The 13967-nt window shown below is 54.6% G+C and carries 14 protein-coding genes; 6 read left to right on the top strand and 8 right to left on the bottom strand.

Features of this window, described 5'->3' with window-relative positions; translation table 11 throughout:
• The first annotated feature begins 66 nt into the window (after positions 1-66).
• Entirely contained in the window at positions 67-1203 is a 1137-nt protein-coding gene (locus tag EI77_RS09060) for a coiled-coil domain-containing protein (protein ID WP_133794867.1), read from the top strand.
• Between the two features lie 325 nt (positions 1204-1528).
• Here the strand turns inward: EI77_RS09060 and EI77_RS09055 are convergent, their stop codons facing one another.
• From EI77_RS09055 to EI77_RS09045, 3 genes are read right to left on the bottom strand one after another with little or no spacing between them, the layout of a single operon-like run.
• Positions 1529-3139 carry an ammonium transporter gene (locus EI77_RS09055; protein WP_133794865.1) on the bottom strand — a complete coding sequence of 537 codons (1611 nt, stop codon included), beginning with the start codon at positions 3137-3139 and terminating at the stop codon, positions 1529-1531.
• Positions 3140-3170: 31 nt separating this feature from the next.
• Complete coding sequence (locus tag EI77_RS09050) at positions 3171-3863, bottom strand: hypothetical protein (RefSeq protein WP_133794863.1); 693 nt, start codon at positions 3861-3863, stop codon at positions 3171-3173.
• Between the two features lie 8 nt (positions 3864-3871).
• Entirely contained in the window at positions 3872-4234 is a 363-nt protein-coding gene (locus EI77_RS09045; RefSeq protein WP_133794861.1) for a hypothetical protein, read from the bottom strand.
• Between the two features lie 138 nt (positions 4235-4372).
• On the opposite strand from EI77_RS09045, the gene EI77_RS09040 reads away from it, so the two are divergent.
• On the top strand, positions 4373-5152 hold the full coding sequence (locus tag EI77_RS09040; protein WP_133794859.1) for an SDR family oxidoreductase: 780 nt from the start codon (positions 4373-4375) through the stop codon (positions 5150-5152).
• A gap of 59 nt (positions 5153-5211) precedes the next feature.
• Positions 5212-5745 (top strand): hypothetical protein, encoded by a 534-nt coding sequence (locus EI77_RS09035; RefSeq protein ID WP_133794857.1) that lies wholly within the window; start codon positions 5212-5214, stop codon positions 5743-5745.
• A gap of 194 nt (positions 5746-5939) precedes the next feature.
• Here the strand turns inward: EI77_RS09035 and EI77_RS09030 are convergent, their stop codons facing one another.
• From EI77_RS09030 to EI77_RS09020, 3 genes are all read right to left on the bottom strand, one after another.
• Complete coding sequence (locus tag EI77_RS09030; RefSeq protein ID WP_133794855.1) at positions 5940-6419, bottom strand: glycine cleavage system H family protein; 480 nt, start codon at positions 6417-6419, stop codon at positions 5940-5942.
• A 68-nt stretch (positions 6420-6487) separates the two neighbouring features.
• Entirely contained in the window at positions 6488-7687 is a 1200-nt protein-coding gene (locus EI77_RS09025) for an outer membrane protein assembly factor BamB family protein (protein WP_133794853.1), read from the bottom strand.
• A gap of 10 nt (positions 7688-7697) precedes the next feature.
• On the bottom strand, positions 7698-7904 hold the full coding sequence (locus EI77_RS09020; protein WP_133794851.1) for a hypothetical protein: 207 nt from the start codon (positions 7902-7904) through the stop codon (positions 7698-7700).
• 368 nt (positions 7905-8272) lie between these two features.
• Between EI77_RS09020 and EI77_RS09015 the strand changes: the two genes are divergently transcribed.
• The 3 genes from EI77_RS09015 to EI77_RS09005 all read left to right on the top strand — a co-directional run bounded on the left by EI77_RS09015 (position 8273) and on the right by EI77_RS09005 (position 10188).
• Positions 8273-8689, top strand: a complete 417-nt coding sequence (locus tag EI77_RS09015; RefSeq protein ID WP_133794849.1) for a hypothetical protein — start codon at positions 8273-8275, stop codon at positions 8687-8689.
• A gap of 207 nt (positions 8690-8896) precedes the next feature.
• On the top strand, positions 8897-9190 hold the full coding sequence (locus tag EI77_RS09010; protein WP_133794847.1) for a hypothetical protein: 294 nt from the start codon (positions 8897-8899) through the stop codon (positions 9188-9190).
• Between the two features lie 710 nt (positions 9191-9900).
• On the top strand, positions 9901-10188 hold the full coding sequence (locus EI77_RS09005) for a hypothetical protein (protein ID WP_133794845.1): 288 nt from the start codon (positions 9901-9903) through the stop codon (positions 10186-10188).
• Between the two features lie 515 nt (positions 10189-10703).
• On the opposite strand, the gene EI77_RS23975 is transcribed toward EI77_RS09005, so the two are convergent.
• Both EI77_RS23975 and EI77_RS08995 read right to left on the bottom strand, forming a co-directional pair.
• The gene (locus tag EI77_RS23975) at positions 10704-12995 is read right to left on the bottom strand and encodes a DUF6600 domain-containing protein (RefSeq protein ID WP_133794843.1); all 2292 of its coding nucleotides are present in this window, start codon (positions 12993-12995) and stop codon (positions 10704-10706) included.
• 274 nt (positions 12996-13269) lie between these two features.
• Positions 13270-13947: a polyamine aminopropyltransferase gene (locus tag EI77_RS08995; RefSeq protein ID WP_243838735.1), complete on the bottom strand. Its 678-nt coding sequence runs from the start codon at positions 13945-13947 to the stop codon at positions 13270-13272.
• Between the last annotated feature and the right edge of the window lie 20 nt (positions 13948-13967).

Below are 13967 nucleotides of genomic sequence, written 5' to 3'. Positions count from 1 at the left end.
ATGGTTAATGCCCGCATAGAGTGATCCGTGCTCGACAGCAGGCCGGATGTCCGTTTCACTGCCCGGATGAATTCTCCCGTTCTTCTGGCTGCTTTTACTCAAGTAGAAACACTCGGCGCCGCCCTCTTGGCAGCCCTGGTGACTGCTGGCATTGCCCGCTGGTTGCACGGGCGGAGCATCAGCCAGCTCACCCTTCAGATGGAGCGGGAAAAGGGCAATTGGCAGACCGCCATGGAGCATGAAAAAGCGATCTCCGCCAAGCAAGCCACCCTGGCCCTCAAAACCCTGGCCGATGCCAAAGCGGAATGCGCCGTTGTGGAGGAACGCTTCGCACTCCATCGGGAGGCCGCCCAGCGCCGTGAAAATGATTCCCTGGCTCGCATAGGATCCCTTGAGGCAGATCTCGCCACCACTCGTGAACTTGCCGCCAAGCTCCCCTCCACCCAGGCACGCATCGGGGATCTGGAAAAAACTCTCACCGCAGAGCGTGGCCGCATCCAGGCCCTGGAGCAGGCCCTGTCAGTCACCCGCACACGGGCCCAGGAAATCGAGCAGAAACTTGATGACACTCAGTCCCGCTTCACCCAGCATCAGGAAAAAGCCCAGACACGCGAAGCCGACCTCGTGCAGCAACTGGCCGAGCGGGAGCAATCCCTCGCCTCAGACCAGGCACGTCTCTCCACCGTGGACGAAGAAATATCCCGGCTGAAAGAAAACCATACATCTTACCAGACCTCTGCCGAGGCACGCATCACCAGCCTCCAGCGTCAACTCGCCGCCGCCGAAGCCAAGTCCGCTCTTGTCCAAAAAGAATTCATGAGCGCAGTCGGTGTCTTGCCTGAACCCTCCGCCGCCGCAGTCGCCGCACCTAACGACAAGCGCATCATCGAGCTGGAGGCAAAGATCACCCAGACCGAAGCTGAAGCCCGGAAAAAAGCCCGCGAGGACGGCTATAAAATCGCCGAGCTTGAGTACCGTCTCAGTGAAGCAAGTGAGGCTGCAGCCAAACTCAAAGCCACCGAGGGCCAGGCCGCTGAAATTGAAAAGTTGCTCGCCGAAGTGAAAAGCCTCATCGCTGAAAAAGACATGCTCACCCACGACCTGGAGACTCTCAAACTGGTCAAAGCCAAATCTGTCGAACCCGTCCCCGAAGTGATGGAACAAGCATTTCTCATCATGGATGAACCAGCCAAAGAATCCTGATCCCACCCAACTCAGGCACTTCTTATCAAGACCTTCCTTCGGGGGTTCATCCGGTCTGTGTATCCCACGCACGTTCTAATACCCGCCCGAAACCCTTATCTACGAGGGGTTACGCTCGCCCGACTTGCGTTTATTCTAATACCCAACTGACAGTCTCGTGAAACGATCAGCATGGTATAAAGCATCCTCCTCGCTGACAAACCGCATTCCCAGGACGCGGAATTGCATTTTTAGCCCCCCTCGAAGCAGGAGTGTTTTGCAGCCAGCGCCCAAAACACATCCCGCCCTTCACCGTGAGGCTTCTCCGACCCCGCTTTGCTCAATCTTACGCTTGCTCCGTTGTCTGGAAGTCAGGATAAGCGTTCGCTGAATGCTCAGAGAAGTCCAAACCATTGATCTGTTCTTCCTCAGTCGCACGGGTGCGGACGATGACTTTAATGAGGGCAAAAATGATGGAGCAAACGACGAAAGCGTAAACGCTGATGCAGAGTGTTCCCAGCGCTTGTACGCCCAGTCGCTCAATGCTAAAGCCCTTTTCATCGAACAAGGCCACGCAAAGTGTTCCCCACCAGCCACAGGCCAAGTGCACTGGGACTGCACCCACAGCATCATCAATCTGCATACGCTCCAGCCCGATGGTTGCCACGGTGGTGATGATACCGCCGAAAAGTCCGATGATCACTGCCGCCCCTGGCGTCACATTTCCGCAACAGGCAGTGATGGCTACCGCACCACCCAAAGCACCGTTCATCGCAATGTTCACATCCGCCTTCCCTTGGATAAACCACATCGCCGCCATCGCAGCGATACCCGCTGCTGAAGGTGAAATCGTCGTGTTCACCACCAGTCTTCCAATGATACCGCTGCCGCTCAGCGAGGAGCCTGCATTGAATCCGAACCAGCCGAACCAAAGCAACAACACCCCCAGAGCCACGAGCGGAATATTATGACCCGCAATCAAACGTGGTGTCCCGTCTTTACCAAACCGGCCCACACGCGGCCCCACCGCCAGGATGCCAGCCAGAGAACAGGCTCCGCCACAGGCGTGTACAACACTGGATCCTGCATAGTCCACAAAGCCCAGAGCTTCCAGCCAGCCTTTTTCACCACCCACCCCAAAAGCCCCACCGAAACTGCCCCAAGCCCAGTGACCGATGACTGGATAGATCAGCGCGGTAAACAATGCGCAGTAAATGAGATAGCCGAGAAATTTAGTCCTCTCCGCCACCGCGCCAGAAAGGATAGTACACGAAACCCCTGCAAACCCCAATTGGAAGAACCAAAAAGCCCACACTCCATGATCTGCAGGGAAACTCGAAAGCCAGAAGCCATCCGTCCCTAAAAATCCCTTCCAGGATGTGCCAAACATCACCGCAAACCCGACGAAAAGGAACACAATGGCGCAGATGCAAAAGTCCAGGAAACTCTTCATCACGATATTGATCGTGTTCTTAGCTCGGCAGGCCCCGATCTCCAGCATCACAAATCCAGCCTGCATGAAAAACACCATAGCAGCCGTGATGACAATCCACACATAGTTGATGTTTTGCTGAAGCGTTTCCGCGACACCTGCTGGCAACTCAGCCACTGCAACATTAGGAGCAGCGGTAGTCGTAGGGGTCGCAGCTTCACCCGCTGGGATCGGCGTTGGCGCAGATGGCGTCACAGCCAGTCTTTCCAGCGTCTTTTCATGCTCCGTCAGCTTTTCAAGGATACCGTCCAGCTTATCGGCCACACGATCATTGGCATCCAGCTTTTCCAGAATACCGTCCAGGCGGGTATTCACACGATCATTTGCATCCAGCTTACCCAGGATGCCGTCCAGTTTTTGCTCCAGTGGCGGCGGGGAAGAAGGAGGAACGCTACCGTCTTGCGCAAACGCAAGCGTCGTTGTTAAAAGAAAAGCCAGAAGGGAGAGATGGCGGAGGGGATTCATTGATCGGGTAGGAAAGGGATCTTGGGGAAAATTAATCAGTCAGCAGCGTGTCCAGCTCGCTTAGTAGGGCTTGTCGTTTTGTCGTGTTAGGCACTTGTTCAATCAGGGCCTCAGCCAGTTTGCGGATCTCCGCCGGAGGCAGACGGTATGGGTCCTGGATACCGCGCCGGGCCATCACTCGGTCAATCATCATGGTCAACTGCGCGCGCCCCATGACCTTCCCCAAAAGACTTTCGACCTGCTTGCGCACCTGCCCCCAGTTGTTGACGACCACTTCCGCCTTTTCTGTCATCTCCTGGAGACGGCGCGGGTTGCTTACCACCAGTTCTTCAATGCCGTCTTGAGTGCGTGGCATGGAGGCTCCCGCCTCTGTGGGCAGCCTAGCCATCAGACTTGCATAGTCATTGAGCAATACCGTCGCAGCACTAGCAGCCAAGTCGGCATCGGCACGGTTGGTCAGGAGAAAAACGAGGACACATTCATCCTGGGTGAGAGCCATCAGCACCCCCCCGTCAAATTCCAGATACACTTGCCTGATTTTTCGCCGCACCTGCCGGTATCCATCCAGCATTTGCCCCAGTGTATCCGTAAGATCCAGTGACCGGCCTTCGGAAAAAGGCATGTGCCGGTGGATCGTATTCCGGCCCTTGAAGAGCATCACACCCGCCACACCTTCCAGGCGCTGCAGGGCAGCCACCGCTGCAATAAGAGAATTCAGAGTCATACAGGATCTCAGCTACGCGCCAGGGACTCCTTCAATTGTTTCAATGAGCGACGGTTACTGCTTACCACTCCGTGCCATCCGCTTGAGGAAAGATGAAAAGCCGTCTGGCCCTCCCGATCCTCCACGATTCCCATTTGTAATTGGTGCATTCCCAGCGTCTCAGCCAGTTTCTGCGCATAATAGGACACATACTTCACCTCGCTGGCGAAGCGTTGAGATGACTCCGCATCCCCTCCTGAGACGGATTCCCGCCCCTGCAATGTGTCTATCTTGATCAAACCAGGGTCGGGTTCCATGCGGATGACATTCGCGGGTTGCTGCCCCTGTACGGGACGGTTGCTAGTGATGGGAATGATTCTGGTTGCTTCCACAAACTTCAGAATAAGCACGCGCCGTGCCACTTTTACATCGTCTCTAAAACACCACCTTCTCTGCTTGACGAACGTTCTCCATTCGACATCCCCTTATCCCTTGCTCTAACTCAACAGAGCCACTTTCTCATTCTCATCATGTCTTCCATCTTCGAACTCTTCTCCCTCCAGAATCAAACCGCAGTCGTCATCGGCGGGACGGGCGAGCTTTGTGGTGCCATCGCCGAAGGGTATGCCAGCGCCGGAGCTGAGGTTGTCCTCGTTGGCCGGGATCCTGCCAAAGCCGAAAAACGCCTTGAGGCCATCCATGCCGCTGGCGGCCAGGGATACTTCGTCAGCGCAGATGCCTCACGCAAATCCGATTTGCAACTCCTCCTGGATCAGGTCCTGGAGCGCTCCGGCGGCTGTCACATCCTGGTCAACGGTGCCGGGGTCAATTCCGCCACGCCCTTCCTCGATATCTCCGAAGATGAATACGACCGTATCATGGGCATCAATACCAAGGGCGTGTTCCTCGCCTGCCAAGTTTTCGGCAAATACTTCGTCGAGCAGAAGATCAATGCCTCCATCATTAATCTCGGCTCCATGTCTGGCCTCCTGCCTTTGAGCCGTGTCTTTACTTACAGCATGTCCAAAGGGGCCGTTCATAACCTGAGCAAGAACTTGGCACGCGAATGGGCCCCCCTGGGCATACGGGTGAATACCCTCGTTCCCGGCTTCTTCCCGGCTGAGCAAAACAAAAAAGTCCTCACCCCAGACCGCGTTGCCAAGATCATGGGGCACACCCCCATGAACCGCTTTGGCACCGCCAATGAACTCGTCGGCGCAGCCCTGCTGCTGGCCGCCAATGGGGCTGGCAGCTTCATCACGGGACAGGAAATGGTTGTGGACGGCGGTTACAGTTCCATGACGATTTAAGTCCTCTAGGCGAAAAAAAGATTGTCGAAAAAAGCCCGCCCTGATAAAACCGCGCATCCGTGATTTTTAAGGCTCGTTTTTCCATCCTCCTCAGTCTCCTCTGCGCCACCGTTTCGGCACAGGATAGCCTGCTGCCCCTGCCTGAGGGTGGCCCTGAGTTTCCAGCTTATGACCCACTCCCTTCAGAAACTGTTTTTCTGAAGCCGACGAAGTCCATCAAGCCGCCCAGCAGCACGGCCAATGCCGCAGCGCCAGCCTCACCGCAGGTCCATACACCCACAGTCGCCCGCCTGCGCCGCCTCATTCTCATGCCTGGTGGCCTGTCCCCGGAAATGATGCGTGAGCAAATGGTGGCTAGCGGCCAAAACCGTACCCCGGTCACCATCCTTGGCATGGATGCCCCCGCACCTATTTTGAGCACACTGGCCAATTTCTTTGGCAGCGACGTCAACGCAGCTACACAAAAACAGCTTCTGGATACCGTCAGCCAGGGCATGGGCAATAAGACTTCCAAGACACCTCGTCGTGTCGAAGTCGTCGGCTGGATGCCCAATGAAGGGGTCATGGCCGTCGCCGTGTATCCCGAAAGCTGAGCGCGTGTAGAGCCCAAATAGGGCCAGCATCATGCTCCCTCGCCCTCAGGGCTGGGGTTGCGTAGCCGCGAAACGAAAGGATTGGAGTGAGAGCGTGATCTCAGCACGAGAAGGCTGCCTTTGCCCGAAAAGCGATCTCAAGGCCGCTTGGGTTGAAACCTCCCAAAAATTCTCACGACAGAAAGCCCCAGCCCTCACTCCTCCCCTGCCCCTTCTTCCCCATGGCCTTCCTCCGCCATGCGATGAATGATACCCGATAGGTATTCAATGTATCCGTGTACATCCAGGTGATCCGCCTCAGGCTCGCCCCTCACCGCATATAGCCAGCCCACCTCATACGGGTCCGTCCGGACCACACACGCATCCTGTTTAAGATACGGATTCCCTCCGGCGAACTGGCCGCTCATCACCGAATACACATCCGAGGCCGCTTTGAAGCCTTCTACCCAGCCGATGTTCTTGCCAGGTTCAATCGCATCGCCCTCCTTCGTCGGCCATTCGCAATCCACCAGCTCACCCAGCATCCGCGTTGCAAATTTTGTGAAACCTACCCGCCACAGTCCAGGCTGATCTTCCACCGGTGCCATCCAGTAATGCGAGCGGGAATAACTGTACGCCTCAGGAAAACGGGCGGAAAAACGGGCATGCTTAAAACGGACGGTCGGGAGGGACATGAGGAAAAGGGAGGGCAGTCAACGGCAGCCACCGGTCTGTTCTAGCCGGAAGAAGACGATGCCCCAAATTACTTGCTGAGATCCAAGCAGACCACCCGGCCTTCGGAATTGCGTGCATACAAAAGTCCGTTCGCCAGCACAGGGGCGCTCCAGCATTTGCCATTCAGGATTTGGGCCCGGCTGACCTCATCAAACTTTTCCGACCCGGCCTTCACAATGATCAGTTCCCCCTTGGCAGAAAGGACAATCAAGCGGCCATCCGCCGCCATCAGCGATCCAAAACCGATGTTCTCGGCCCACATCTCCTGCCCATCGCTAAACCTCACGCATTTCAGTCCGGCACGGCTGTTTTGGTCTCCGTCAATCCCGTACAAATACCCGTCGATCAGCACGCTAGAGTTAAACATGTTTTTCAGGCTCTTATTCTCCCACACCTTTTCAGGATCGCCACTGCCCAGCTTGAGCACGGTACAGCCTTTATTGTATCCGCTGGAGATAAAAAGAGCATCTCCGCTGAGAATAGGATCAGCCGCATTCACTCCATAGCGAGTGTTCCATCGGTGCGTCCATAGCTGGTGGCCCGTCTTCACATCCACAGCCACATAGGCATCCGCAGAGCCTATCACCGCCAGCTTGCTGCCTTTCCAAGTTATCGGGTAAGGGGTCGAATACCCGGCAGCATCCACCTCGCTCTTCCACACAATTTTACCACTCGCCTTTTCCACCGCCATACCGGCTTTCCCCACATTCAGGATCAGCAGTTCTCCCTGCACCAGTGGCGCTCCGGCAAAACCCCAGTCTGGAATATTCGCACCTGTCTCTTTTTGGACATTCTTCTCCCAAACCACCTTGCCAGTCGCCGCCTCAAAACAAAAAAGGTCCCCCCACCGGCTCAGGTGATAAGCCTTGTCGCCGTCAAAGGTGGGCGTGGCCGACGTCCCCCCTTCATAATACTTGTCCCCCAGATCGGCAGGATAGGTATGTTTCCAGATTTCCTTCCCTGTCTTCGCGTCCAGACAAAAGACAGTGTCTTGGTCATCTGCATGGCCCGTCGTCAGCACCCTCCCATTGGAAACCACAAAGGAGGAGAACCCAAGCCCTACCTCCGCTTCCCAAAGAACCTTGGGATCTCCGCTCAGTTGCCAGTTTTTTTCTGCCGATACACCATCATACGCCAGACCTCGCCAAATAGGCCAGTCCGCAGAAAGAACCGAAGAGGCTCCAGCCAAGAAAACAAAGATGCTGTGGAAGGCGGGGATGGCATTCATGCACATTCAATTACGCGCCTGCCTGTGAATCTGGCAACAGCCGTGTTAGGTGGAATTTGCCATCCTCAAAAAGGCATTTGCCGACGACCCGCCGCCGTCCGCCGGACAAGGACCGCGCGGCGGGATAAGGAGCAGTCTGGGCCTGGATGCCGAGGAACTGTTGCTTCAACGTATCCAACAGATCGCGTTGAGAGTCCGGAGCCGAGGTGGTTTTCATGGGCGGAATGGAGGCTGGAAACGGCAAATGTTCATTCACTTTATGCCTGGGATCTTTTATGAAAGGTTGGAGTTAATACTGCATCTGCGGCCGCAAAAGCTGCTGCTGCCAGACTAGAGGTCTTAATGTTTATCCTTTTATTGCAGTTGTCGAAAAAGGTGGGAAGGTAACGCCCGGACATATTTCTTATGGACACTTAAACTTCATAAAAGATAAGTTTAAAGGCGTGCTTCCACCAGGTGCGAGGGCTGTTACTTGCGATGTTAAGGATGGCGTTGTGAGGGCTATGGACTCATCAAATATATGCTTCCTGCGCCGGAAGAGACTTTAAAAGCACTGGCAGAATTCATAAAAACGTTGCGAAAATAATGAACAGCCAAGATCCTATTAAAAATGAATATAAGGATGGGTTAATGGCCCAACTCGATTCTACAGAGTCAAGCTCAAATCGGTTGAATATGCTGATTGAACTGTTTGAAGAGTATATAGAACGCTTTTTTGGTTTTACGCAGTTCGATCCTGATGACATTTCTGAATTGATGGACGGACCTTTGTGGACAATGATAAGAGTAGCTGCGCAACAATGTCATGCGGAATTTTCACGAGAGGTTATAATTCCGCAGAACAAAACAGATTCGTTAGTGCTTAAAATGAACGATACGCTAACCTTTTATGAAAAAAATTCCAAGACAATGGTAGATTTAGATATAATGCACGACGCACTAAAGTCGATTACTCATTCATGGAGAGGTCTGATAAATGATCATTTAGGAAATAAAAATTAGATCCGCGCGTATGGAGCAGGGCATTCCGCTGTGAATAGACCTGAAAGAAAGTTCTCTGCTGCGCGGAAAGTCCCGTCCCAAAAAAAGATGCCAGTCATGAATGGCACTCAGTTAAGGCAGATAGTCGTTGATTTTGAGCCGTCTGAAAAGGTGTAAAATATGGGGGTGGCAGGTACAACTCACCACGGGTTTCCGGGTTGCAGAAGCATGGCTCTTAAAACCTGTTTCCTGCCTAACTTCCCCCGCTTGCTCCAGGGGCGCGCCAAGAGACCTGATGCCTCCCGCCTTGCTTCCGGTTTACAGGATCTGCGCCAGCTCGCGCTGCCGGATCTCTCCTCGCTGCTGGCTGCGTTTTTGCCGGATGCCTTCTTTGCCAAAGCTCCAGGTGCGAAGGCCAGGCGGGTGCGCCTGCTGCCTCCGGTCACCGTCTTCTGTAAAAAAGATGCCAGGCAACAGAAATTCGTGGCGCAGGATGGGGATGCTAACTATGAAACTCTCTGACTACATAAGTTCCGTCTGCGCGGCGAACAGGCTACGTGATACGGCCGCGTGGATGAACGAGACTGGTGAAGCAGCTTATCACGCGGATCGGCATGTTGAATCGCCGCCGGAAGGCTTGGGGCCACTAGCAGGTTGCTCGACAGGACTGGCGTTGCTTGTCCAATGGACCAAAGACGCCACTTCCCTTGAACCACTGGGTTTGACGGCATCAAAACCAATGTTGATTGTTCATCAAGAGTGGCTTGATGAACTCCCAGATGCGCCTCCGCCCCATGTGTTTATGACTCTATCTAGAACAGGCAAAGCACTATCGCCAGCACCGTTGAGCGGGAGTCCAACATCACGTTACAAATGCCCGATTGGTAACCTTCTCACTGGGGATCTACGGGACGCGACAGTGTTCAGGCTTGAACCATCAGAGGAGCGTGAAAGTCTCGGCGGATGGCTTTTTCAACTCGAAACACCCGTGCCCGTCGACTCGCCGCCTTCCACCCCTCATGGCTGAGCTAATAGCCGCCGAAAAAGATGCCAGGCAAACAGTGATTGATGGCTCGACTCAGTTCCTGCTAATTCCAACGTATGAGAGCGACTCAAACCCCTGATCCGCAACGCGACGCATTCATGCCTGGCATATAGTGCATTCGATGTGGTCGAAGTGGCTGCAAGAGTATGCAGTGCTAGGCAGTGGAAAAGTTGGATGAGGCTAAACTATGTATCGCGAAATTGAATATGGACGTGACATTATCGTTGGAGTTCTCCGCTCCAGCTCGTTTAACTGGTATGCGAGTGAAAAGGAACGGTGGGTGCTCGACCAAGTAAAATGGAAGGCCTTTTTTGAAAATGCAGGGTTCGCTACTCCTCATGGATTCGCCGACCGGTTCGGCATCGGAATAGTCAATGAGGAGTCCCTAGATCAATTCCTCTCCTGCATGCAGCCTGATCTGATTACCACGGGCGAACTTCGTGCGAGGTTAAAGGCTTCAGATCAATCCGACTAAGATGAAGTGTGCCATCTAGTTCCCGCCCTTTTCGTCGACTTCGACTCAAGGGTGCTTATCTCCAATTTTCCTGAGGCATTAGAATACGAACGATTTGCACCTGAAGGGTGGACGGCCAGTTACGGACAATTTGCGGGCTATATCCCTGTTGAGTACCGCTACTGGATATTGGACGGCAATAGCCTGTTCATGCACCACTCAGGCGCTTTGAACTCTGCGGCTGAGGATAAACCCGTTCCCTGAGCGCCGGATCGATGAGTTCCGCATGGAGAGTGGCGTTCCAATCATTCTCGCTCCCCTTAGAAGGACCCAGCCCAAAGTACTCCAAAGTTTTAGCTCACCAAAACCCCACTATCATCTGACTCGTTATTTCATCATGCCGTTTATCCACGAAACGAATCTCATACAAAACGGCCCAAAGATGATTCATCTCTGGGCCGTTCGATAATGATAGGACAGGAAATAGTTCTTCGAAATTATACAAGCTGACTACAGCCGAGCATCCATACTTCTTGTTAATCCTTTTTCCTCCGCTCCTCCTGCTTTTTCCCACTTGGCGACCTATCTGCAGTCGGCCTGCCCTGGGGCTTAGCCTTGGGTGGAGCCGATTTAACCTGAGGCTTGGGTGCGGCAGATTTTGCCTCAGGTTTTGGGGACGTCTTTTTTACTTGGGGCTTCGGAGTTGGAGGTGCTGATTTTACTTGTGGCTTGGCCGCAGGAGACTCTTTTTTCACCTGCGGAGCGGGACGCTGAGGTGCAGACTGAGGCTTGGTCATGCGGATGGAAGGTGATTCGAGGCGCTTGTCATCGCCTTTTGAGGATTGGGGTGGCCTGGCCTTGGGAGTCGGCATTGGAACTGGCTTAGCCTTGGGCTGCTCCGGGCGTGGCATCGGACTTGGGCGTGCATTCGGTGTCGCCTTGGGTTCTGGCATTGGTGTTGGACGCGCCTGAGATGGCCGTGTGGATGGAGAAGGACGGTCCTCGGATGGTTTGCCTGGACGACCTTCGAAAGGACGGTCTGGACGGTTACCCGGTGAATTTGGATTCACTTTAGGCAGCTCTGGACGGGACTTGGGCGGGGTTGGCATCGTCCGTTCAGGCGCTGCTGAAGGCGGTTCATTTTGTGTTCTGGATGGCGTGGAGGAAGGCGCAGACGGCACTCCCCCACGACGGCGATCTTCATCACTCGGAACCACACCTGGGGCCAAGCGAGGACGTGGAGCCTCTTCAGGCTTCACCCCGGGACGGCGATCTGGACCATCTTTAGACATCCCTGGACGTTCGTCCGGTTTGCCTTCTGGAACACGGCTGCCAGGGATCATGTCTGGACGGCTACCTGGGCGCTCACCTGGACGACCATCACGATCTGGCATTCCAGGGCGACCCTCTGGACGCTCACCTGGTCGGCCATCACGATCTGGCATTCCTGGGCGACCCTCTGGACGCTCACCTGGGCGGCCATCACGGTCTGGCATCCCCGGACGACCCTCTGGTCGCTCACCTGGGAGACCATCGCGATCTGGCATCCCCGGACGACCCTCTGGTCGCTCACCTGGGCGGCTATCACGGTCTGGCATACCTGGACGACCTTCTGGACGCTCACCTGGGCGACCATCACGGTCAGCCATACCTGGGCGGCGGGTATCGCCCGGGCCAGGAGGCTCATCTCTCATTCCTGGCCTGTTACCAGATTTATCGGCAGCACCAGGGGGGAGACCTTTGCGCACATCTTCATCTACCTGACGCGGATCAGGACGCTGACCTCCACCACGACGTTCCTCAGGCTTTAACAACCGGCCTATCGCTGGCGGCGGTATCTTGCTTGTGGAAATGACAGCTTTTCTCTCTGGCAACTCGGCAGGCTTAGCTTTGGCAAAGGCAGCACGCTGGCGCTCACGCAAAGCTTCAGCAGCCTGAGAGTCTCCTGCATCACGCCAGCCGCGGTCGATTTCAGGACGTTCAAAACGCTCACGCACACGGGATGGCAGCCCGGCAGGACGGTCACCTCTCACAGAAGGTGCGGCAACAATGAGTTGATTGCTCTCAATTCGGGAAAGGCTGTCAAAACTGCGTGGGCGATCACTACGGTTGTCGATCCAGTCACGGCGAAAGCGGTCTTCATCACGGCGCAGGCTCAGCCGACGAATGCGATTATCACCCCGGTCAAAGCGATCTGGATCAGGACCGCCCACAAAAATATTGTTCACCACATTCTGCCTATAACTGATGTTCGTCACATTCACCGAGCTGTTGATGTAAGTGATGTTACGGCTGCGATTTACAATCACTGGCCGCAGCGATGTGCGGCGGGCGAAGAGATTGAAAGGCACAAAGTTATACCAGGATGGTCCGATGTCATAATAGCTATCTGACCATTGGTTAAATCCAATATTGACTGACCAGCTTGCCTCGGGTGGCAGGGGTGCCCAGCCTACATGGTCATCCGTCTGCCGCCAGGATACCCAGGCGGGCGCCCACTCGGTTCCCGGCACCCATACCCAGCCGCCCTGCATTTGGATCCAGCGGCCATAGTGATAAGTCGCCCAACCAAAGTCCTCATTAGAGATCCAGGTCCAACCGGCATCGGTATACGCCCAGTAGCCATCGGTATAAGGTGCCCAATCTGCTGTCTGTGCCACAATCGGCTGAAAAACGTACCCATAGTCGTCAGCATAGATCCAGTCTCCATGGGGACTGAGCGCATCGTAGAAGAAATCAATGGAGACGTCCACCTCAGCGCGCGCGGATGAGACCGGCGCAGCCACTGCAAGTACAGCGGCTAATATTAATAAGGAAAAGTGTTTCATGGTTGAGTTAGGTTTTGTTCCAGGGCTTGGATGGGAAAGGGTGATCATTCATTCGATTGAAATGACCACAGCCCGGTTCCCTTCGGTTACACCGCAACTCTGCTTATGAGTGCATAATGCTGACCAAAGGAAAAAATGCTTTCGAAAGCATTGATCTGCAACACTTTACGAAACTGATTGGTATCAGTTACCCATGCGGAGTGCATGAGAAAAAAGGTTCACCGTGCAGAACGCAGAACCACTTTTTAATACTTAGGCACTACTTCGAGAGCTATTATCTCCTGTCCGCGACAAAGATGGTATGGGTCTTTTTCTTGGCTTGTGGGTATGACTTGCAGCCTACAATCTCGACCTTATACCCCGCTTTAACCAGTCGCCGTGAAAAGGCCTGATCCTGACTGGCGGACCAAAAAGTCACCCTTCCCCCCGGCTTCAGTGCACGGGAGATGGCGGCAAGCCCCGCAGATTGGTATAGTCGGCCATTGCCATCCTTCACCATCGCTATGGGTCCATTGTCAACGTCCAGAAGGATGGCATCATAATGTCCCGCTGGAGCCTGAGCAATGATTTGGTAAACATCCTGAATGGACAAAAGAACACGAGGATCATCCAGCAGGAGTCCGTTCACACTGCTGAGGAATTCACGGTTCCAGGCGACCACTTCCGGCAACAGTTCCGCGACCTGTACGATTGCCGCAGCCCCAACACACTCAAGTACGCGCCGCAAACTGAAACCAAAGCCCAGTCCGCCAATCAAAACACGCGGTGTCGCCTGGGTGGCCAGTCCCGCACAAGCCAGCTCTGCCAGCACCTTTTCTGATTCCGAGGCATTCGTCCCCATCAACGGCTGCCGGTTTACCCGCAGATAAAACTCTGTGTCATGGGAATGCAGGGTCAGCTCCGCACCTTCGGGTGTACGTGCCTGGGCAAGAGTGAGAAAGGGTTTCGTCATAGGGCGGCGATGGAGCGCAC

Source organism: Prosthecobacter fusiformis (assembly GCF_004364345.1).
Lineage (GTDB): Bacteria > Verrucomicrobiota > Verrucomicrobiia > Verrucomicrobiales > Verrucomicrobiaceae > Prosthecobacter > Prosthecobacter fusiformis.
Note: the sequence above shows the minus strand (reverse complement) of the source record. Positions and strands in the feature narration are given on the sequence as shown.

Excerpts from the sequence above, each read along its gene's own strand:
- EI77_RS09005 (WP_133794845.1), top strand. The coding sequence starts at position 9,901 with ATGTATCGCGAAATTGAATATGGACGTGACATTATCGTTGGAGTTCTC.
- EI77_RS23975 (WP_133794843.1), bottom strand. The coding sequence starts at position 12,995 with ATGAAACACTTTTCCTTATTAATATTAGCCGCTGTACTTGCAGTGGCT.
- EI77_RS09010 (WP_133794847.1), top strand. The coding sequence starts at position 8,897 with ATGGCTCTTAAAACCTGTTTCCTGCCTAACTTCCCCCGCTTGCTCCAG.
- EI77_RS09050 (WP_133794863.1), bottom strand. The coding sequence starts at position 3,863 with ATGACTCTGAATTCTCTTATTGCAGCGGTGGCTGCCCTGCAGCGCCTG.
- EI77_RS09015 (WP_133794849.1), top strand. The coding sequence starts at position 8,273 with ATGAACAGCCAAGATCCTATTAAAAATGAATATAAGGATGGGTTAATG.
- EI77_RS09060 (WP_133794867.1), top strand. The coding sequence starts at position 67 with ATGAATTCTCCCGTTCTTCTGGCTGCTTTTACTCAAGTAGAAACACTC.
- EI77_RS09040 (WP_133794859.1), top strand. The coding sequence starts at position 4,373 with ATGTCTTCCATCTTCGAACTCTTCTCCCTCCAGAATCAAACCGCAGTC.
- EI77_RS09025 (WP_133794853.1), bottom strand. The coding sequence starts at position 7,687 with ATGAATGCCATCCCCGCCTTCCACAGCATCTTTGTTTTCTTGGCTGGA.
- EI77_RS09030 (WP_133794855.1), bottom strand. The coding sequence starts at position 6,419 with ATGTCCCTCCCGACCGTCCGTTTTAAGCATGCCCGTTTTTCCGCCCGT.
- EI77_RS09055 (WP_133794865.1), bottom strand. The coding sequence starts at position 3,139 with ATGAATCCCCTCCGCCATCTCTCCCTTCTGGCTTTTCTTTTAACAACG.
- EI77_RS08995 (WP_243838735.1), bottom strand. The coding sequence starts at position 13,947 with ATGACGAAACCCTTTCTCACTCTTGCCCAGGCACGTACACCCGAAGGT.
- EI77_RS09020 (WP_133794851.1), bottom strand. The coding sequence starts at position 7,904 with ATGAAAACCACCTCGGCTCCGGACTCTCAACGCGATCTGTTGGATACG.